General features: G+C 45.5%; 13 protein-coding genes. All 13 read left to right on the top strand.

Features of this window, described 5'->3' with window-relative positions:
- Positions 1-124: 124 nt before the first annotated feature.
- The 13 genes from AC1MCB_RS09760 (at position 125) to AC1MCB_RS09700 (ending at position 20,400) form a co-directional block, all read left to right on the top strand.
- Positions 125-1,372 (top strand): alkaline phosphatase family protein, encoded by a 1,248-nt coding sequence (locus AC1MCB_RS09760; protein WP_479968560.1) that lies wholly within the window; start codon positions 125-127, stop codon positions 1,370-1,372.
- A 7-nt stretch (positions 1,373-1,379) separates the two neighbouring features.
- Complete coding sequence (locus tag AC1MCB_RS09755) at positions 1,380-4,631, top strand: SusC/RagA family TonB-linked outer membrane protein (RefSeq protein ID WP_479968559.1); 3,252 nt, start codon at positions 1,380-1,382, stop codon at positions 4,629-4,631.
- A 56-nt stretch (positions 4,632-4,687) separates the two neighbouring features.
- A complete protein-coding gene (locus AC1MCB_RS09750; RefSeq protein WP_479968558.1) occupies positions 4,688-6,112 on the top strand; it encodes a SusD/RagB family nutrient-binding outer membrane lipoprotein in 1,425 nt (474 codons plus the stop codon).
- 201 nt (positions 6,113-6,313) lie between these two features.
- Positions 6,314-7,468 carry a Gfo/Idh/MocA family protein gene (locus AC1MCB_RS09745; protein ID WP_479968557.1) on the top strand — a complete coding sequence of 385 codons (1,155 nt, stop codon included), beginning with the start codon at positions 6,314-6,316 and terminating at the stop codon, positions 7,466-7,468.
- Between the two features lie 96 nt (positions 7,469-7,564).
- Complete coding sequence (locus AC1MCB_RS09740; protein ID WP_479968556.1) at positions 7,565-8,392, top strand: phytanoyl-CoA dioxygenase family protein; 828 nt, start codon at positions 7,565-7,567, stop codon at positions 8,390-8,392.
- A gap of 68 nt (positions 8,393-8,460) precedes the next feature.
- Positions 8,461-11,532, top strand: coding sequence for a SusC/RagA family TonB-linked outer membrane protein (locus tag AC1MCB_RS09735; protein ID WP_479968555.1), 3,072 nt, complete (start codon positions 8,461-8,463; stop codon positions 11,530-11,532).
- A gap of 12 nt (positions 11,533-11,544) precedes the next feature.
- Positions 11,545-13,086 (top strand): RagB/SusD family nutrient uptake outer membrane protein, encoded by a 1,542-nt coding sequence (locus tag AC1MCB_RS09730; RefSeq protein WP_479968554.1) that lies wholly within the window; start codon positions 11,545-11,547, stop codon positions 13,084-13,086.
- A gap of 108 nt (positions 13,087-13,194) precedes the next feature.
- Positions 13,195-14,409 carry an MFS transporter gene (locus AC1MCB_RS09725; RefSeq protein WP_479968553.1) on the top strand — a complete coding sequence of 405 codons (1,215 nt, stop codon included), beginning with the start codon at positions 13,195-13,197 and terminating at the stop codon, positions 14,407-14,409.
- Positions 14,410-14,450: 41 nt separating this feature from the next.
- A complete protein-coding gene (locus tag AC1MCB_RS09720) occupies positions 14,451-15,632 on the top strand; it encodes an aromatic ring-hydroxylating oxygenase subunit alpha (protein WP_479968552.1) in 1,182 nt (393 codons plus the stop codon).
- 9 nt (positions 15,633-15,641) lie between these two features.
- Entirely contained in the window at positions 15,642-17,096 is a 1,455-nt protein-coding gene (locus AC1MCB_RS09715) for an FAD-dependent oxidoreductase (RefSeq protein WP_479968551.1), read from the top strand.
- Between the two features lie 43 nt (positions 17,097-17,139).
- Entirely contained in the window at positions 17,140-18,075 is a 936-nt protein-coding gene (locus AC1MCB_RS09710) for a carbohydrate kinase family protein (RefSeq protein WP_479968550.1), read from the top strand.
- Between the two features lie 2 nt (positions 18,076-18,077).
- On the top strand, positions 18,078-18,800 hold the full coding sequence (locus AC1MCB_RS09705; protein WP_479968549.1) for a galactosamine-6-phosphate isomerase: 723 nt from the start codon (positions 18,078-18,080) through the stop codon (positions 18,798-18,800).
- Positions 18,801-19,119: 319 nt separating this feature from the next.
- Complete coding sequence (locus tag AC1MCB_RS09700) at positions 19,120-20,400, top strand: MFS transporter (RefSeq protein ID WP_479968548.1); 1,281 nt, start codon at positions 19,120-19,122, stop codon at positions 20,398-20,400.
- Positions 20,401-20,696 lie beyond the last annotated feature (296 nt).

Raw genomic sequence — 20,696 nt, 5'->3', positions numbered from 1 at the left:
CTATTATGCTTATTGTTTCAGTGAAATTATAAAATTGCAGGATAGTATCGAATTTAAACTGAATAATAGTAGTGATGACTAAGTGACGGGAGTAGATTTAAGAATATTTAAAAGGATAGTCAGCATGTATAAAATTCTGTTTATAATCATTTTTCTCTTTACAAGTAACTTATCATGGGCACAAAAGAAGCATAAAGCAATTTTTGTAATCGCGGACGGTATTCCGGCAGACCTGATTGAAAGTTTGCCAATGCCCCATTTAAAAAAGATGACTGCGCAGGGTGGTTTTGCACGAGCCTATGTTGGCGGGGAAAAAGGAAATTATTCTCAAACACCGACCATTTCTGCGGTAGGGTACAATAGCCTGCTGACAGGAACATGGGTAAATAAGCATAATGTTTGGGGAAATGAAATTGAAGCCCCCAATTACAACTACTGGAATATTTTTCGCCTTTTTAAAGCGCAGTATCCTGAGAAGAAAACAGCCATTTTCTCCACCTGGCTAGACAACCGGACCAAGTTGATCGGCAGCGACGCAGCTGTGGCCGGTAATCTGCTTCCGGAGTTCCATTACGACGGGATGGAACTGGATACCATTACCTTTCCTCATGATACTTCGGGCTATTTTTATCATTTGATAGATGAAGCAGTGGTGGATACAGCGGTGGCCACGATCAAGCGAAATGCTCCGGATCTTTCGTGGGTATATCTGGAATACTCTGATGAAATGGGGCACAGGCATGGTAACAGCAAATATTTGACGGATGCGGTGCGGATAGTCGATGATCAGATCGGACGTTTATATGAGGCCATTCAGTTTCGTGAGAAGAATCATAATGAAGAATGGCAGATCTATGTTACTACCGATCATGGAAGAGATAGCAGTGGTTACGGCCATGGTGGCCACGGGGAAAGGGAAAGAGCTATATGGATTGCTACCAATGCCAAAGACCTGAACAGCTATTTCTTTCATGAGAATCCTGGAATTGTCGACATTATGCCATCGTTGGCATCATTCCTTGATGTTCGCATCCCGAAGAAAAAGATGTTTGAAATTGATGGCATACCGCTAACCGGGAAGCTTTCAGCTATAAAGCCGTCGGCTGTGCTGAAGGGTAATAAGATACAACTGAAATGGAAGACGCTGGATCCGGCCGGAAAAGTGAAAATATGGGTGAGCACAACGAATAATTTCAAGTCCGGTGGAATCGACAGCTATAAACTAATGGCCGAAATACCGGTAAAAAATAGCTCTGCGGTCATTGACGTAACAAACAGTCCTTCGGATTTCTACAAAGTGGTGTTGGAGTTTCCTCATAATCTTTTGAACCGCTGGATATTCAAAAATGAACAATTAATTAACGCTAAATAGATTTTTTATGTGTCAAATCATTACTAAAAGAAAAATTGCCGGGTTGCTTCTTGCTCTGCTTGCACCGTTTTTTTTAATGGCAGCGGGGCATGGTATGTTTAAACCGGTGAAAGGGGTTGTCACCGATGAAGCAGGTGCCCCTTTGGAGTACGTGACGGTGAGTGTAAAAGGTGATAACAGGAACAGCACGATGACCAACAGTAAGGGGGAATTCAACATTGAGGCTGAAAAAGGCGCTTCACTGGTGTTTTCTTTCCTCGGTTTCGAGGGAAAGGAAGTTATAGTAGGTGACGAACTGATAATTTCTGTCTCTCTTACAGCTTCAGAAACAAAACTGGATGAAGTGGTCGTCACAGCGCTTGGAATTAAAAAGGACAAAGCAAAGGTGGCGTATGCAACGCAGGAAGTTAAAGGCGCCGCCCTGGATAAAGCACCCGAATCTAATCTTGCCAATAACTTAGTTGGCAAGGTATCCGGACTCGATATCCGAACAAAAACCAACTTGTTCGAGAACCCGGAGATCTACCTTCGGGGAGCAAGCACTTTAATCGTTCTGGACGGTATCCCAACGGATAAAGAAACGTTCGATCTATGGAGCTTGAATGCTGATGATATCGATAATGTAACGGTTCTGAAAGGCGCGGCTGCGGCTGCTTTGTACGGATCCCTTGGGATCAATGGTGCAATTATGATTACTACCAAGAAAGGGAAGACCGGCGCCAATGGTGTTGAAGTGAGCATTAACTCTGCAAACCAGTTCCAGGCAGGGTTCATAAGTCTTCCGAAAACCCAGGATCAGTACGGCATGGGGTGGGGCGGCTTTTATGCCTTTGTGGATGGCAAGGGTGGCGGCGGATGGTACGATGATTACGGATATGTATGGGGGCCAAAGCTGAATCAAAAAGATCCGACAACGGCCAGCGGTTATACGGAGGCTCCGCAGTACAATAGTCCCTATGATCCTAACCAATTATATGAATTTAGACAGGGAGGCTATACTGATGTCAGTCACTATAAACCGATGCCCTTACTTAGCAAAGGAAAAAATAACCTGACCAATTTTCTCCAGAATGAGATGATTACCAGCAACAACGTTACGGTGGCCGGGAAAACAGACCGCAGTGATTATAAAATTTCATTTACGCATCTGTATCAAAAAGGCCAGGTGCCAAACACTAAGCTTAACTCGACTACGGTGAACCTGGCCGGCGGCCTGAAGTTAAGTGACAAGTTCCGGGTTGAATCAACCCTTTCGTACAACCGGCAGTATACGCCTAACTTTCCAACGACCGGCTACGGAGCAAATAACTTTTTCTACAACCTGCTGCTTTGGATGGGACCTGATGTAGATGTTAATGATCTGAAAAATTACTGGCAACCCGGTGGAAGCCGTTTAAATGAAAATGGTAATCCTATTCCATACGGCGTGAAGAATGTTCAGCAACTTAATTATAATTACACCTGGTACAATAATCCATGGTTCCTCGCCAATGAGGCGTTAAACGGCTATACCAATGATGTGATTACCGGGCAGCTGAACGGTACTTATGATTTTTCAAAATCACTTTCGCTGATGGCAAGGGGCGGTATTATTACCAATAATTCTTTATCCTCGATACAAACTCCCTGGAGCTATGTATATTACGGTAACGGCTTGTTAAATGGGCAATACCAGGAAAAAAGAGGGAACAATCTTCAGTTGGTAAGTGATCTTTTGCTAACGTTTAAAAAAGAGATCGTAACTGATCTCAGCACAACAATCTCGGCAGGTGCCAGCAACCGGTTTAATAACAATAACTATCTGGATGTTGCAACCGTTGGACTAAATGTGCCGGCTCTATATACGCTCAGTAATTCCATTGCACCGGTTACACCCATGAACAAGTTAGCCCAGAAAATGGTTAACAGCGTTTATGGCTATGCGGACGTAGACTACAAAAACATGGTTTTCCTGGGTATAACTGCCCGGAACGACTGGACTTCCGTTTTGCAGCGGCCCAACAATTCCTATTTTTATCCGTCAGCTTCATTAGGAGTAATACCATCCACCATCTTCAAGTTGCCTCAATTTGTTTCCTTTGCTAAACTCCGGGCTTCATGGGCAAAGGTATCTTCTGATGGAATCGATATATATAACAATCCGTATCAAAACTGGTATGGAACACTACCGACCTATCAAACCGGCCAGCGATGGAATGGAACGAACTCGTCCTTAGTGGTTGCCAGTACGCTGGTGTCGGGCGGATTGAAGCCTAACGTCAACATCTCGCGGGAAGTGGGCACTGAGCTTCGGTTTTTTAATTACCGTCTGGGGCTGGATCTCACGTACTTTAATTACCAGCAGAAGAACTTCATAATCAATACTCCTGTATCAAATGCTTCGGGATACTCCAACGTGGTGGTTAATGGGGATGAGATCATACGAAAAGGAGTTGAATTAATGCTGACCGGCACACCGTTAAAAATCCGGAACTTTAAGTGGGATGTTTCAGCTAACATCAGTCAGGCTCATAGATATGTTAAATCATACTACGGGGGCGAACCGATGCGCAACGCTGTTAAAGTAGGCGAAAGGATCGATGTATTCAGGGATTGGACCTGGCAACGCTCACCGGATGGCCAGATCGTGCATGAGAGTAACGGATTCCCCAACTACATTGATCATGTTGTTAATTTAGGGCATACAGATCCGGATTACATCTTCGGAATTAACAATAGTCTGAACTATAAGAACTTTGACCTTGGTTTTCAATTTGATGGCCGGGTTGGGGGGATGATGTTCAATGCGGTAGAAGCAAAATTATATGAAGGTGGCATGCACCCGGGAACAGCTAACTCGTTTCGTGACGATGCTTACTTAGGTAATAAAACCTACGTAGGGGAGGGAGTGGTGGTAACTTCCGGAGAGGCGACCTATGATATACAGGGAAATATAACCAGTGATACCAGGGTATTTGCACCGAACACAGAAAAGGTGAATTATATAGATTACATCTTCGCCAGTTACGTAAACGGGGTAGGCGGCGCGAATGTATACAAGCAAACATTCGTTAAACTGAGAGAAGTTTCGCTTACCTATAGCGCTTCACCAAAAGTTCTGAAAAAACTGCCTTTCAAAGCCGCAAGCTTCTCGCTGACCGGTCGGAATTTATGGCTTTCCTCTAAAGTTCCGTTTATGGATCCGGACGGCAACAGCGGTTTTGCACTTGCCGAACCGACCTATAGAAATATCGGCGCGAATCTTAAATTGAAATTTTAATTGCTTAATCTTTAATCTATATGATGTTTTCAGGCACTTTTAAGAGAATTGGACTTATGTTACTATTGCCGGCGTTGCTGATCTGCTCCTGCAAAAAGTACAGTGATTTCCAAACAGACCCTAATCAGCCCAGCACCGCTACTCCAGCCTTATTGCTGACCAATATTTGTGTAACTGTTTTTAAAAACGATCCGACATCGGCGGCTTTTGCCTCACGGCAGCTCACCTATTATGAACGCGGCAACTCCTCTGTTGACTACAGCTGGCGGGAAGGCAGCTTTGACAATTATAATACGCTGCGCCAGGTGATGCGGATGGACTCACTGGCAGCTGAGACAGGCCAGGTAAATTACCGGGGACTGGCCAAGTTTTTCAGAGCAGTGTTGTTTAGCCAGCTTACTGAAACTTTTGGAGATATTCCTTATTCAAAGGCTCTGGGGGCTTTAAGCGGAAATTTTAAGCCCGCTTACGATACACAGGAAACTGTTTACGCCGGAATTTTACAGGAGTTGGAAGAAGCCAATGCCTTACTGAATTCATCTAATGGCACCATAACAGGAGACATTATATACGGCGGCGATGCGGGACAATGGAAGAAACTGGTAAATGCCTTCAAGCTCCGTCTCCTCGTTCACTTAAGCCGGAAGGAAGCAAATTCAAGCCTGAATATTAAAGGTCAGTTTCAAAATATTACAAGTGATCCGGCGAAATATCCGTTAATGTCAGGTCCGGAAGATAATGCGCGCCTGGAATTTAATGCAAGTGCGGTGGATAATTACTATCCCACTTTTGGCAGTTTGTCGGTGACAACAGCGGTATCGCTTGAAAAAGGAATGGTAAAGATATTAAAGGACAGGAATGACCCCCGCTTATTTTCCATTGCTGAGCCTGTCCCGGGTGCGGTGCCTGGCAATTTTGCGAACTATGATGGTGTAGATGCCGGCCAAACGGTGGCCGATCAGCAGTCCGCTTCTTCTAACGCTTCAAGACTTAGCCGGCGATTTGTCAATGATAAGATCAATGAACCCTTAATTTTCCTGGGCTATGCCGAACAGGAGTTTTTAATTGCAGAAGCGATGAGCCGTAACTGGATTAGTAATGGCCTTAGCGCCCAGGAGCATTATGAAAATGGCATCAGGACGTCTATGAAATTCTATAATATTTCGGATTCACAAATAGAAACGTACTTAAACGGATCTAATGTGGCTTTTTCCACTACAAACGCAATTCCATTGATCATTACCCAGAAATATATCGCCTTATTCTTGCATTCGGGCTGGGAGGCTTTCTTTGAGCAAAGGCGGACTGGCATACCGGTGCTTAGTGTCGGGCCGGGCACATTCAATAATATGCAAGTGCCCAAAAGATGGCTCTATCCGCAGACAGAGTACGATACAAATGCTGAAAATTTGACGAGTGCCTTGCAGACTCAGTTTGGCGGGAATGATGATGTCAACAGTGCGATGTGGATTTTACAGTAGTGATGATTGAAATTACCGTACAGGACTGATGTGGAACCTTTTTATGAAAATTCCTGAGCTGCAGAACGGTTTAAGAAATTAGGGTTCACCTCAGCAATGTCTAAAAAAGATAAAAGTTAATCAATGTGCGTCCGACGGATATTTCAAAAAACCGGCGACCAAATATCTTATTTACTATTTACAAACTAATAACAGAATAAAATGACACGTCAGCAATTTTTACAGCAAACGGCAATGGCAGGCGCCGCCGTGCTTCTAAGCTCATTAGAGGGTTTTGCAATAACCAGTGAAAGTAAAAAAATCAGGGTTGCCGTTATTGGCTGTGGTAGCGTTTCGGGATCGTATTTGCCACATTTAACAGCATCCAAATTTGTTGAGGTCGTCAGCCTTTGCGACATCATCGAAGCACGTGCCATTTCCCGTGCGAAGGAATTCAATGTCGCTCATCATTATAATCACATTGATCAGATGCTGGCAGGTGTTCCTTTTGATATGATGATCACCCTCACCGACATGCAGGAGCATGGACGGCTGAACAAACAAGCTTTAGAGGCTGGCAAGCATGTATGGAGTGAGAAACCAATGGCCAATACCTATAAAGAAGGCCGGGAATTGCTTGACTTTGCTCAAAGTAAGAACCTTCGTATCTGGGGCGCCCCGGCGGTGGTCAACAGCCCGCAGTTCGCTTTCATGTCAAAGGCCATTCGTGAGGGAAAACTCGGCAGGGTTGCAAGTGCACATGCCCATTATGGCCATACAGGGCCGCTCTGGTCATCTTTCTTTTACGAAAAATTAGGAGGCAGCCTGCCCGATCTCGGTGTTTACAATATTGCAACCCTTACGGGATTATTGGGCCCTGCCCGATCTGTAATGGCGATGACAACCATTGTTACCCCTGAACGGACTATAGATGATAAGGGAAAAATAAAAGTAGTAGCGGAGGACAATACTCAATTGATTATGGAACATGACGGGGGCGTGCTTTCCAACGTACAGTGCGGCTTTAATTTTTTTGATCCGCATGGCCACCAGGGAAAGAGCGAGGACAGTCAGACCATTCAAATATGGGGAACCCATGGAAATATGGCCCTGGCAGGATACGACTGGGCGCCCCACGGTGTGGATATGGTAACGCATGATCACGAACAACCGCAACGGTTTGTTCCGGATCCTGCCGGATATGTCTGGCAGCAGGGAGCATCAGTCATTTCAGAAGCACTCGTCAACGGTACGGAGCCGCTTATTGCTGCGGAACATGCACTGCATGTGCTTGAGATCATTGAGGCCGCCAGGAAATCAGGTAAAAACGGGAAAAAGGTCTATCTGAAGTCGACCTTCAAATTTCCGGTTGTTTAATTATTAGTGGTTGAGCCGGCTCCTTGCCGGCCACCATTAAGCAATCCCAGGCGAGACTGCGGCATAGCCGGCAAGACATTTTTAAAAAATCATCATATGGAAGATTTTCAATTAACCGCTGAACAGATTGCTGTTTTTAGCAGGGACGGGTATCTTATTGTCAGAAATTTTCTCAGCAGCGAAGAGGTAAGTAAGCTATACAGTATCGCAACCGGCGATAACGTACTGCAGAAACATGCTTTTGATTTGAATGATCAATCGGGTAAGAAAACAAAACTAACGCTCTGGTACGTGCCCGGCAATGATGCCTTCGGCCTGCTGACCAAGAGTAAGAGGATGGTAGAATCGGCGGCACTTTTACTGCAGGGTGAAAGCCCTGTATGCCACTTTCACAGCAAATTGATGCAAAAGGAGCCGCGGGTTGGCGGGGCGTGGGAATGGCACCAGGACTTTGGCTACTGGTACAAGAATGAATTTTTGTTTCCGGACCAGATGATGTCGGTAATGGTTGCGATAACAGAGGCAAATAAGGCTAACGGATGCCTGCAGGTGATTAAAGGCTCACACAGAATGGGACGTATTGAGCACGGTTTTTCCGGAGAGCAAATCGGGGCCTCCCAGCATCATGTGGACCTTGCTTTGAAAACGATGGAGCTGGTGTATGTAGAAATAAATGCAGGCGACGCCCTGTTCTTTCACAGCAATCTTTTGCATCGCTCAGAAGCTAACCTGTCTGATAAGCCGCGCTGGTCTTTAATTTCCGTCTATAACAGGGCTTCTAATATACCTTATAACGAGCCTTCCCAATCCAGTATTATTCCTATTGAGACCGTTCCTGACAGCGCTTTATTAGAATGGAAAACCGAATCTATACAGGATTCGGCCAAGTTTCTGGACAAGGATCAGGATGAAGCTTTGAAGTAATGTCAACGCCCTGTCTCAAACACTGCAACTAACAGCTGAATACACATAAAAATCCTAACCAAATAAACATGAATTTAAAAGGCCTTTACAGTGGAATCCCTTGCCCAAAAGATGGGAAATGGCGATTCGATCAATTTTCAGTCAGGCTCACGCAGTTGACTGTCCTACTTTTAACTGTATTCTGTCTACAGGCAAACGCTGCTGACTTCTCACCGCGGGTAACCTTTTCTGAGCGGAACGTTTCTAAGCCCCTTGAAATTGCTGATAATAAAGCCGCTAAGCAGAATGGAGCCACAATAAGAGGCACTGTTACTGACCTCCAGGGGCAAATTTTACAGGGTGTCTCTGTAAAACTCGAAGGACCGGCCACGGCGAACGCAGGAACTGACGCGAAAGGAAGCTTTAGTTTCACAAAGTTGCCGGCGGGAAGTTACACGCTGACTTGCACATATCTGGGATTTGCGAAAAACACGAAACAGGTGATCTTAAAGGACGGAGAACAGAGTACTCAAAACATAAGCCTCATGCAGGAACCCGGCAGCTTGAACGAGGTCGTGGTAGTCGGTTACGGAACTCAATCCCGGAGGAACATATCAGGTGCTATTACCCTTGTAACCGAGGAAAACTTCAATAAGGGTGTTAGCCGCACAGCCTTTGACCTGATACAGGGAAAAGTTTCCGGTCTTGCTATAACAACTGAAGGCGGCGATGTGACCTCACAGCAAACTATCCGTTTACGTGGCACCTCCTCGTTAACTGGCTCCAGCGCACCATTTGTCGTGATTGATGGTATTCCCGGGATGGATCTGAATTCGGTTTCCCCTCAGGATATAGAATCGATAAGTGTATTGAAGGATGCCTCGGCTGTAGCTATTTATGGCTCCCGTTCTGCAAGCGGTGTAATTCTTATCACGACAAAAAAAGGTAAAGCAGGACAAACCAGCGCCCAGTATGAAAGCTACATGGCTTTTGATGCTACTGCCAATAAACCTGAGGTGTTAAACGCTGCTGAATGGACTAATTATGCTCGCGAAAAGGGTCTGGATGTACAGGGACTTGACCTGGGAGCCAATACAGATTGGTTCGATGAAATTACGCGAAAGGGCTTCTCGCAAAACCACAGTCTGTCTGTTGCGGGCGGTCTGGAGAAGGGCACCTACCGGGCTTCTCTGAACTACCTCGACAGGGAAGGCATTATGCGCGATAATATGCTTCAACGGTATAATGCGCTCTTCACGGTTAATCAAAGTGTGTTGAATGACCGGATTCATTTTGCTTTCACTACCGGGTCGGTGAAAAGCTCTCATACTCCTACAAACTCCTACAACACCGTACTGGCTTATAATATGCTGCCTGTATACCCTGTCAAAAATGACGACGGAAGCTGGTTTGAGATCACTGATTTTAACCAGGGAAATCCGGCGCATAACATTGCCGAAAACAAAAACCTGTTTAAAAACACAATCGTGTATTCTGGTCTGAAAACGGACGTGAAAATTACAAGGGGTTTAACGGCGTCTGTAAACCTGTTTAAACAGCGAAAAACGGAAAACATCAGCCGTTACAACGGATCGACTACCCAGGCGGGCAGGGGCGACCAGGGATATGCTTACCGGGGAAATCAAAGCTGGGATAAAGACCTGCTGGAGTTAACCGGGGAGTATTCAAAGGAGTTTGGGAACCATAGTTTGAAAGTACTTGGGGGTTATTCTTTCGAAGAGAACACGCTTCAGGCAGAGAGTGCCTCCAACAGGGGCTTTATCACTGATGTTTTTGAAGACAACAATCTGAGTGCCGGCGAAAACCTCTTTCCCACCGATGTCTATTCCTTTAAAAACGTGAGCAGACTCATCTCATTTTTTGGAAGGGTGAATTATAGCTTCGATGGCAAGTATATTATTACAGGAACGCTGCGTGAGGACGGCTCATCGAAGTTTGGTGCGAATAATAAGTGGGGCGTTTTTCCTTCATTGTCGGCAGCATGGCGGATTTCTGACGAACCGTTCTTATCTGAGAGCTCCGTCATCAATGACCTTAAATTGCGGGTAGGGTACGGCGTCGTCGGTAATCAGGAAGGTGTTGACCCATACAACTCAATTGCTTTATATGGTCGTAGCGATGAATTTTTTGATAACGGAGTTTGGCGCAATACTTACAAGTATAAGCAGAATGATAATCCAAACCTGAAATGGGAGCAAACCGCATCGTCAAATATCGGACTGGATTATTCATTAATTAACAACCGGATAAGCGGCGCTATTGACTATTATGTTAAGAATACGAGCGATTTACTGTATGTGTATAATGTACCGGTTCCACCGAATTTGTACCCCACTATGCTGGCGAATGTTGGAGATATGTCAAATAAGGGTTTAGAGTTTTCTGTTAACGGACTTGTTGTTGATAAGAAGGATCTTCAATATAATGTAGCGGTAAATTTCGCTCATAACAAGAATGTGATCACTAAACTGTCTGACGATGCCTTCCAGACTGAAAGCATTAAGAACGGGGGTGTTAATTTACGCGGCTCCGGAAATTTAACCACTCATATTATTGAGGAAGGCCAGGAAGTCGGAACATTCTATAACTGGAGAAGTCTGGGACTTGACGAAACAGGAAAGTATGTGATCCAGGATGTCAACGGCGATGGTGAGATAAACAATTCCGATTACACATACATCGGCCATGCAATTCCAAAGTTCACCTACGGTATTTTAAACTCGGTGAATTATAAAAAATTCGATTTCAGTGTATTCTTCAGGGGTGTTTATGGCAATGACGTTTTGAATAATGCCAGTTTACAATACGGAAACGCTAAATGGTTGCCGGGTTCCAATGTACTGAAGGATGCTCTGACTAATGGCATTAGTGAAGATCCTAAGTTATCGAGCTATGATATCCAGAAAGGTTCCTTCCTGAGGCTTGATAACGCCAGTTTAGCTTATAACTTCAATTTTAAAAACTTTACGGGGATAAAGAAATGCAGGGTTTACGTTTCTGGTCAAAACCTGCTGCTGATCACTAAATTCAAGGGTGGCGATCCTGAAGTTACTATGAGCGGTTTGGCTCCCGGTGTTCTGGAAGACTCATTTGTTCCGAAAGCAAGGACACTGTCTTTCGGCTTAAATATCAGTTTATAAAATCAAATCAAGATGAAAAATCGTATTCATATACTCTGCTCAGTTCTGGGCATTTTAATCGCATCCGGATGTACAAAACTCGATGAGGAATTGTACAGCGATGTAGCCATCAGTAATTTCGGCAAAAATCAAACACAGGTAAATGCCTTGGTGGGCCCCATTTACAGCACTTTGAAAGATCACAACCTGGAGTGGGACGGCTACCTCACGATGGACGGACTTTCCGCCGATATGGTCGCTATACCCGGGTTCAAAGGCGGCGACTGGGGAGAGCCTATGTTTAAGGAAATGATGAAACACACCTGGACCGCAAGCAGCAGTGGATTTAACAGAGCTTATCAGGGGCCTATGGCTGCCATTTCTTTATGCAACCAAATCTATCACCAGATAAGTATTAATCCGGGCATAGCTGATGATATAAAGGACCAGATATTGTCTGAGGTCCGCGCAGTTCGCGCTTTCTGGTACTACACGCTATGCGATCATTACGGCAATGTGCCTATTGTCACCGACTTCCTGGACAAAAATCAGCCGGAAACCAAAAGCCGGAAAGAGGTTTATGAGTTTATTGTCAGCGAGTTGAATGCGGTCAAGGATAAACTACGAAGCGACGTTGCTACCCCTGCCAGTTACGGTAAGATGACTAAGGGTGCTGCCTACACTCTTTTAGCCAAGATGTACCTGAATGCTGAAGTCTGGAATCCCCAGGGCGGGTCAAAATGGGCTGAATGTATTGAAGCATGCGATGTAGTTATGGCTATGCCTTACACTTTAGAACCAAACTGGAAAACTAATTTTATTCCGAATAATCATGTTTCAAAGGAGGCTATTTTCTCGGCCGTGTTCAGGTCTGGCGGAAGCGGGGTTCAAAACGGCCTTGCCTATAATACGCTCCATTACCTCGACCCCCTCGCTTTAGGTTTAAATATTAGCCCGTGGAATGGGATTGCAGCGAACCCATCATATGTAAAGAGTTTTGATGTTGAAGATATCCGCTACAACGGTTCTTTCCTGATTGGTCCTATGAAGGATCCGGAAACCGGTGAAGTTTTAATCACAGGGCATGGAAGGCCTCTTGTCCACACAGTGGATATGGTTATGAATGAGGTAGATGCAGACGGTATGGGCTGGATCAACCAGGAAGAAGGAGCGAGAGTGCTTAAATGGGATTTTGAAGCAGGCCTGAGCACCTCAATGGAAAACGACATTCACATTTTTCGTCTGGCGGATGTATACCTGATGAAAGCGGAAGCGCTGGTTCGTAACGGCGGCGGCAATGCGGCTGAACTGGTCAACAGAATTCGTGAAAGAGCGTTTCCAGGCATGGCAAACAAGCTATTAACAAGCGTCACTCTTGAAGATGTTTACAAGGAACGCCGGTTCGAGCTGGCATGGGAAGGATTTACCAGACAGGATATGATCCGCTTTGGGAAATTTCTGGCACCCCGGCCCCCGTTTAAAACCAAAGCTAGTGAGCCAAAATATCTTTTATACCCAATTCCCCAGGTGGCGATCGATGCCAACGTTAAAATCAAGCAGAACCCGGGGTATTAAACTAACGCTATTAGTCTATGACGAATATTTGCCTGGGGAGGAGGTACGTTCGTCCTTCCAAAGTGATAGTCACAAGTAAGCAAACGCAGTTAAACCGTAATAATAAGAGTGATAACAACGATAAAAAGGAATATTCAGGCGGCAATCCTCTCAAAGCATAATCCTTTGCGGGCCGCTTATCTTCTTGGTTTTGCGTCTCTTGGATCATGGATGCCGATGCTTAATCTATGGCTGGAAGATAGGGGGTTGAACGGAACGGTTATAGGATACCTGGCCTCCATTCCATGGCTGGTGATGCTTTTTGTACAGCCTGCCTGGGGAGTTCTTGCAGATAAGTATGGTAAGTTAGTATGCTTCCGCGGAGTTATAATTGCAGCGGCCCTCTTATTCGCGGTCTTTCCTTTAGCAGGTTCGGGGATATTGTCCATCGCTGTAATTACTTTGTTAATGTCTTTGTTTAACGCCCCTGTATTACCCTTGCTGGATAGTATCGCCCTGGATCAGGTAGAAAGCAGCGGCGATACTTCTTACAGCAGTATTAGATTCTGGGGTGCACCTGGTTTCGGCCTGGGTGCCTTATTAACGGGGTGGCTGATGCCTGCTTTTGGGATAAATGTAATTTTTTACCTAAGCGCAGTTTTTCTTTTGTTAACCTTTTTTGTGGTGCGGACATTTATTTCGACTGCACCCTCATCGAAAGGTCTGGACCTTGAATTTAAAGATTTCCGAAACATTATAAGTAATAAAGTACTGCTGGTCTTTCTTTTTGTGATCGTGATTGTTGCTATAGCACAATCGGCCAGTACTTTTTATCTGACTATTTATATGCGTGAGATCGGAGCATCCCCGGAAACAACGGGACTTGCCATAAGTGTGCAGGCATTAAGTGAGCTGCCGTATTATTTTGTTGCCGCCTGGCTTCTGAAGCGAATAATTCCGGGCAAGGTGCTGGTGATAGCGATCTTCGCAACTTCTCTTCGACTCTTCTTATATTCCGTAAACAGTGACCCGAAATGGGTTATCCTGATTGAAACATTGAATGGATTGACGTGGACGCTGTTGTGGATAGCCGGTGTCGAGTTCGTAAATGAAATTGTACCTGCCCAATGGCGCACGACAGGTCAATCGCTCCTATGGGCAGCCTATTTTGGTGCCGGGTCTGTGTTGGGAAATATTTTAAGCGGCCAGCTTTATGAGCAAATGCCAATGCAAAAGGTGTTTGCAGTTAATAGTGCCATGGTGTTCGTAATAGCAATAATGGCAACTTTGATCTTTTTTATAAAACGAAAACCAAAATTGGATGCTGAAGTGGCGGTCAGTTAATAGCTGTTTAGCCAAATTATTAATCATTAATTGTAAAGGATATGAATGAGATCGCATCGTTAATTGGCAGGTATAGAAAGGGCTGGAGCCTGGAGCGGGATTTTTATCTCAACCCGAAAGTCCTGGAGCTTGAGCAGAAAGCTCTATGGAACCGTAACTGGCTTTTTGCAGGGTTTACCTGCGAAATTCCGGAAGCCGGTGATTATTTCACGTACACGGTTATAAACCAATCGGCAATAATTATAAGAGGTGACGACGGGGAAATCTATGCCCATCACAACACATGCCGTCACAGGGGCTCGGTGATCTGCCTTGAGGAACGTGGAAATGAGGCAAAGTTGAAATGTCCATACCATAATTGGGTATACGAGAAAAATGGAAAGCTGCGTAGCGCCCGACTGATGCCGGATGATTTTGATAAAAGTGAGTTTGGCCTGTTCCCCGTTCAAGTCAGAATTCTGGAAGGTGTCATATTTATCTCTTTTTCAGAAAACCCTCCTGATTTTTCCCGTGAAATGACTGATCTTGCACCCTACCTTGCGCCCTATCAGCTGAACCATGCTAAGGTAGCATATCGTGATCAGTATGAACTGGACGCGAACTGGAAGCTGATTGCAGAAAACTTCAGAGAATGTTATCACTGCGGGCCGGTGCACATTGAATATTGCAATGCGGTAGTTGGTGCAAATCTGGTAGAAGAACGGGAAGACCTATGGGCCGATCAGAATGCCAGCTGGCTTGAGAAGGGCCTTGCCCTTGGAACGATTGAAAAAGTAGATGGGGCCTGTCATTTTGCAATACGTTACCCTTTAAGGCAGGGGGTAGAAAGTTATAGTATCAACGGTAAACCCGTTGCCCCTGTAATGGGCGCACATCAGGATTATGATAATGGGGTAGTAGGGCTTATTAATTACCCTAATTTCTGGATGGATGGTGTGAGCGATTATATTTGGGTAATGCGGATAACACCGTTGGATTCGATGCGTTCCGTTGTTGATTTATTTTGGCTCGTCGATGGCAAAGCGGTAGAGGGTGTCGATTACGACATTGACCGTCTAACCGAATTTTGGAAGATCACCGGCGAGCAGGACTGGCATTTGTGCGAAAACAATCAAAAAGGAATTAATTCGATCAGATATCTCCCCGGCCCGATGGCGCCTTCGGAAGTAGACGTTGTAAACTTCCACCAATGGTATCTCGACACCATTCAAGCTTCACTGTAGGAACCTCATATGAAAAGAACTACCGTTGATGTAAAAAAAAACATGAAGCTTATTCTGGTCGGAAATGGGATGACCAGTTTTAAATTTTGTGAAAAATATCTGAAATATAAACTGAATAAGAAATACGATCTTACCGTTTTTGGTGAAGAAGGTTACCCGGCATATGACCGGGTTAACCTGACTAAATATTTTGAACTTGAATCTGAACAGGAACTTTGTTTAGCGCCTGTTTCATGGTACGAGAAGAATAAAATAAACCTCAGCTTAGGGGATCCCATTATTGAGATTAACCGCACGGAAAAGTGGGTAAGATCTAAATCAGGCAGTATCTCACCTTATGACAAATTGATTTTTGCGACCGGGTCAAGCGCGTTCGTGCCGTCTATGGAAGGAATCAGTCTTGAGGGGGTTTTTGTATACCGCACGATCAATGATTTGAAGGCCATACAGCAGCGCACGCCGAAAGCAGGAAAGGCGGTAGTTATCGGAGGAGGTATTTTAGGTCTCGAAGCGGCAAGAGCGTTATTGAACACCGGAATCCATACTACGGTAATTGAAATGGCTCCGCACCTTATGCCAAGGCAGCTTGATGCTGCTGCCGCTGCCCTTTTAAAAGACAAGCTGGAGGCTTTAGGCTTACATGTCTTGGTGAACAAGCAAACAAAAGCACTAGTAGGGAACGGGAAGATTGAAAGTGTATCATTCTCTGACGGTTCCGCTATTGATGCTGACTTGCTTGTTATTTCGGTCGGTATTAGTCCGCGGGACGAGTTAGCAAAAACAGCTGGTTTAAAGATCGGGGAGCGTGGGGGGATTGAAGTGAATGATTACACTTTAACCAGCGACGAGAACATATATGCCATTGGAGAATGTGCGCTGGCATTGGGTAAGATCTGGGGGCTGGCAACTCCTTGTTTTGAAATGGCAGATGTGCTGGCTGCGCGCTTATCCAATATCTACAAAGCATTTTCGGGAGATGTGATTTTCACAAAATTGAAAATTCTTGAAGTTGACGTGGCTTACTTTGGCGACGGCCTTGGCGAAAGGCAACTGCACGATCAGGTTACATACACCGACAAGCCTGCGGGGGTATATAAACGGATTAATATCTCCAAAGACGGCAAGTACATCCTGGGAGGTATACTATTAGGAGACACCTCAGATTATGCAACCTTGCTTCAGCAAACCCGGAATAAAACCCGGATAAGCGGACCGCCCGAAGAACTCATAAACAATAGTAAGACTGATAATAGCTGTAAAATACTTAACTGGCCCGACTCGACTATCGTCTGTTTATGTGAGCAGGTTTCTAAGGGGACAATCCTGGATGCCATAAATACAGAAAACCTGACTCGCCTTGACCAGGTGAAAGCTGCTACAGAAGCCGGTACAGGCTGTGAAAGCTGTACTTCTGTTTTGGAAGAAATGCTGGCCGGGGTTTTACGCAATTCAAATAAGCGATAAGTAACACGGGCTGATTAGAATCAAACTTTATAAAACGTTTCAAATGAAATTTAACATCATGGCCGTGGCAGATTTATGCATCGATATTCTGATCGATGCTAATGTAAAACCCGAATATGGTCAGGCAGAGCAATTAGTAGAAAACTATTCTCTTGATCTGGGGGGTTCTGTAGGCATTTTTGCAACGCAGATCGCGAAGCTTGGAGGTAAGGTTGCAGTTGCCGGCAAGCTGGGTAACGACCCTCAGGGGAAGATCATTTTGCAAACCCTGGAGGAGAGCGGTGTCAATACTTCATTGATTGATATACTGGATGATGAAAAAACGCCCATGGGTTTAAATTTATCCTATAAGGGCGACAGGGCAATGCTTACCTATCTGGGTACGTTAAATCTGATCGGGCCTTCTATTTTTAAAGAGGATTTGCTAACAATGGCTTCTCACTGGCATATCGGAGGTTATTTTTTGCTGAATAACTTAATTCCTGCCTGGCCTGAATGGATAAGAACATTGAAAGACAATGGTGTCACCATTTCGCTCGATACCAACTGGGATCCTTCCGGCGAATGGAAAACAATTACCGAAATTTTACCGATGATCGATGTCTTTCTACCGAATGAGGCGGAAGCCCTGGCCATTAGTGGTAAATCTGAGGTGTATGAAGCCGGCAAATTCCTGTCAGCCCTATGCCCTTTAGTGGTCATTAAACGGGGAGCTGAGGGCGCTCTAGCATTTACTCAGGAATTTGTAACTGACTATAAAATTCCTGAGCAGTTTCTAACGGCATTAAGAATTGTTGATACGACAGGAGCAGGCGATAACTTTGACGCAGGTTTCATATTCGAATGGCTGAACAGCATGCCCTTAGATGAATGTTTATATCTCGCTACCCAGTGTGGAACACAAAGTTTGAATTCTTTGGGTGGTATTAAATCACAGATGTTAGCTGACTTAGACACCAGGCCCTTTAGTTCAAACTGAACATGGAGATAGTACAACTTACTAATTACGATCTGATGAGCGTTGCCGCGGCCGATCTGGTCTATTCAGAATTGTCCTTTAAGCCTGACCTGTTATTGTGCGGGGCAAGCGGTTCATCCCCCCTCGGGACTTACAGAAAGCTAGTGGAAAAATATCCTGATAATGCTGCTGTCTTTAAAAAATTAAGGTTGATAAAGCTTGATGAATGGGGTGGAATAAGTATGGGTGATGCACAATCCTGCGAAACATTTCTACAGCAAAATATCGTCAAACCCTTACAGCTAAAATCCGATCAGTATATTTCTTTCGACAGTAATCCGGCAGATCCGTTAGGCGAATGCCGGAAAGTAAGCTCATACCTTCAAAATAATGGACCCATTGATCTCTGTGTTTTAGGCCTGGGTATGAATGGCCATGTTGCATTTAACGAGCCAGCTTCTTTTTTACAGCCCAACTGCCATGTATCAGAACTATCTCAGGCTTCATTGAAACATCCTATGGCTATCAGTATGCCTGAAAAGCCAACTTTCGGGTTGACTTTGGGAATGGCTGACATATTGCAGTCGCGTAGAATACTGATGCTGGTTACGGGAGCCGGAAAGTCGGAGGTTGCCAGGGAGTTCTTTTCCAAAAAGATCACATCAAAGTTGCCCGCCTCATTTCTATGGCTGCACCCCAATGTGACCTGCCTGGTAGATAATCAATTTGCAGAGAAGATCGGATAAATGCGTGAGATATCTCCTCCTAAGGAGTCGTCGATATGACGGCGTGGTGGGGGTCGAGATTGGTTAAATCTACGTTCATTAACTTATTGCATATTTACATTGTCTCACCGTTCCCTTCCTTCATTTGGCACATTTGCTAATTTGCACACTTGCACATTTGCTCCTCATTCCCTCATTTGCATATTTGCACATTTTCTAATTCGCACATTGTTATTCCGGTTAACCAAAAACTTTCCGAAAGAATTTCCGTTAAATTTCCAAATTTGGCTCTTTCAACGCTGACAGTGTCGAAATGCTGTCAGCGTTTGTCAAATCAACCATGAAACAAGCAGACGCCATTGTACCCTTTACCGCCTACCAGAAGATCGTGATCTTCATTTTAGCCATGACCCAGTTTACGGTTATCCTGGACTTTATGATCATGTCGCCGCTGGGGGATATGATGATGAAATCTTTATCCCTGAAGCCCTCCGCATTTGGTATTGCGGTGTCGGCCTACGCCTTTAGCGCGGGTTTATCAGGCTTGCTCACCGCTGGCTTTGCCGACCGGTTTGACCGGAAGAAGCTGCTGATATTTTTCTACACCGGCTTCATTATCGGGACCATTTTTTGCGGACTGGCGCATTCTTACGCGGCTTTACTGGCCGCCCGGATCATAACCGGCCTGTTCGGGGGCGTAATCGGATCCATATCCATGGCCATTATTACCGATCTGTTTGTCTTAAATCAACGGGGCCGGGTGATGGGCTTTGTGCAGATGGGCTTTGGCGCCAGCCAGGTGCTCGGTGTGCCCATCGGTCTGTATGTAGCCAACGTCTGGGCGGCGTGGGAGGCACCATTCCTGGGGACTGCAGGGCTGGCCGTCCTGATCGCCATTATGATCCTGGTGAAACTGAAACCCGTAACCCGCCATCTTTTGCTGCAGCACGACCGGACAGCACTGGCCCATTTATGGCACACCGTGGCAAGGCGCGATTACCGGATTGGCTTCGCCGCCACGGCCGTCTTCTCTATCGGTGGCTTTATGATGATGCCTTTCGGGAGCGCATTCGCCATCAACAACCTGAAGGTCACTTATGCCCAGTTACCCCTGCTGTTCATGATCTCCGGCGTCTGCTCATTGATCATTATGCCGCTGGTAGGCCGCTTAAGCGATAAAGTCAGTAAGTTTAAAATATTCACCGTGGGCACCATCTGGCTGATGATCATCTGCGTGCTTTATACCAATCTGTCGGCAACGCCTTTCTGGCTGGTGGTCGTGTTCAACGTGTTGATGATGATGGGTATCCTGAGCCGCATGGTGCCCTCCACCGCCCTGGTCAGTGCCGTGCCTGCTATGGCCGACCGCGGAGCGTTTATGAGCATCAACGCCTCCCTTCAGCAGATCGCAGGCGGAGTGGCCGCCGCCATTGCCGGCCTCATCGTTGTACAAAAAACCGAAATCAGCCCCCTCGAACATTACGACATCGTGGGCTACGTGGTAGTAGGGGTGTCGGCGCTAAGCATATTCCTGCTTTACCGCGTGCACCAGGTAATTACCAGGAAGGCGACGGAGAATCCGCGGACACAGGAAGAGGTGGTGATGACCGAGGCGATTTAAGAGTTTCCAGGAAACGCGTACCGTTAATCCCTTTTTTTCCCGGATCAGAAGTCAGCTATTCAGAATTACTTAACTGATTTTCCCGGGCAAAAAGGCCGTCATATTCGCGTGAGCGCGAAGAATGGCGTCTTGCCGGCAAGTCACAATAGTGCAGGGAAGCGAGCCAGGGTCTTTGCCGATGAGATTGTAGTCAAATAAGCAAAGGGAAGGAAACGATTGCTGAACTTATTTCTCTGCAGTTTAGTGTTCAGTGCAGTACCCGTTATTTTTGCTGACAATAGGTAATGAACCACAGG

The organism is Daejeonella sp. AP26 (assembly GCF_056680515.1).
Note: the sequence above shows the minus strand (reverse complement) of the source record. Positions and strands in the feature narration are given on the sequence as shown.

Excerpts from the sequence above, each read along its gene's own strand:
- AC1MCB_RS09715 (WP_479968551.1), top strand. The coding sequence starts at position 15,642 with ATGAAAAGAACTACCGTTGATGTAAAAAAAAACATGAAGCTTATTCTG.
- AC1MCB_RS09745 (WP_479968557.1), top strand. The coding sequence starts at position 6,314 with ATGACACGTCAGCAATTTTTACAGCAAACGGCAATGGCAGGCGCCGCC.
- AC1MCB_RS09760 (WP_479968560.1), top strand. The coding sequence starts at position 125 with ATGTATAAAATTCTGTTTATAATCATTTTTCTCTTTACAAGTAACTTA.
- AC1MCB_RS09720 (WP_479968552.1), top strand. The coding sequence starts at position 14,451 with ATGAATGAGATCGCATCGTTAATTGGCAGGTATAGAAAGGGCTGGAGC.
- AC1MCB_RS09730 (WP_479968554.1), top strand. The coding sequence starts at position 11,545 with ATGAAAAATCGTATTCATATACTCTGCTCAGTTCTGGGCATTTTAATC.
- AC1MCB_RS09740 (WP_479968556.1), top strand. The coding sequence starts at position 7,565 with ATGGAAGATTTTCAATTAACCGCTGAACAGATTGCTGTTTTTAGCAGG.
- AC1MCB_RS09710 (WP_479968550.1), top strand. The coding sequence starts at position 17,140 with ATGAAATTTAACATCATGGCCGTGGCAGATTTATGCATCGATATTCTG.
- AC1MCB_RS09705 (WP_479968549.1), top strand. The coding sequence starts at position 18,078 with ATGGAGATAGTACAACTTACTAATTACGATCTGATGAGCGTTGCCGCG.
- AC1MCB_RS09700 (WP_479968548.1), top strand. The coding sequence starts at position 19,120 with ATGAAACAAGCAGACGCCATTGTACCCTTTACCGCCTACCAGAAGATC.
- AC1MCB_RS09750 (WP_479968558.1), top strand. The coding sequence starts at position 4,688 with ATGTTACTATTGCCGGCGTTGCTGATCTGCTCCTGCAAAAAGTACAGT.
- AC1MCB_RS09735 (WP_479968555.1), top strand. The coding sequence starts at position 8,461 with ATGAATTTAAAAGGCCTTTACAGTGGAATCCCTTGCCCAAAAGATGGG.
- AC1MCB_RS09755 (WP_479968559.1), top strand. The coding sequence starts at position 1,380 with ATGTGTCAAATCATTACTAAAAGAAAAATTGCCGGGTTGCTTCTTGCT.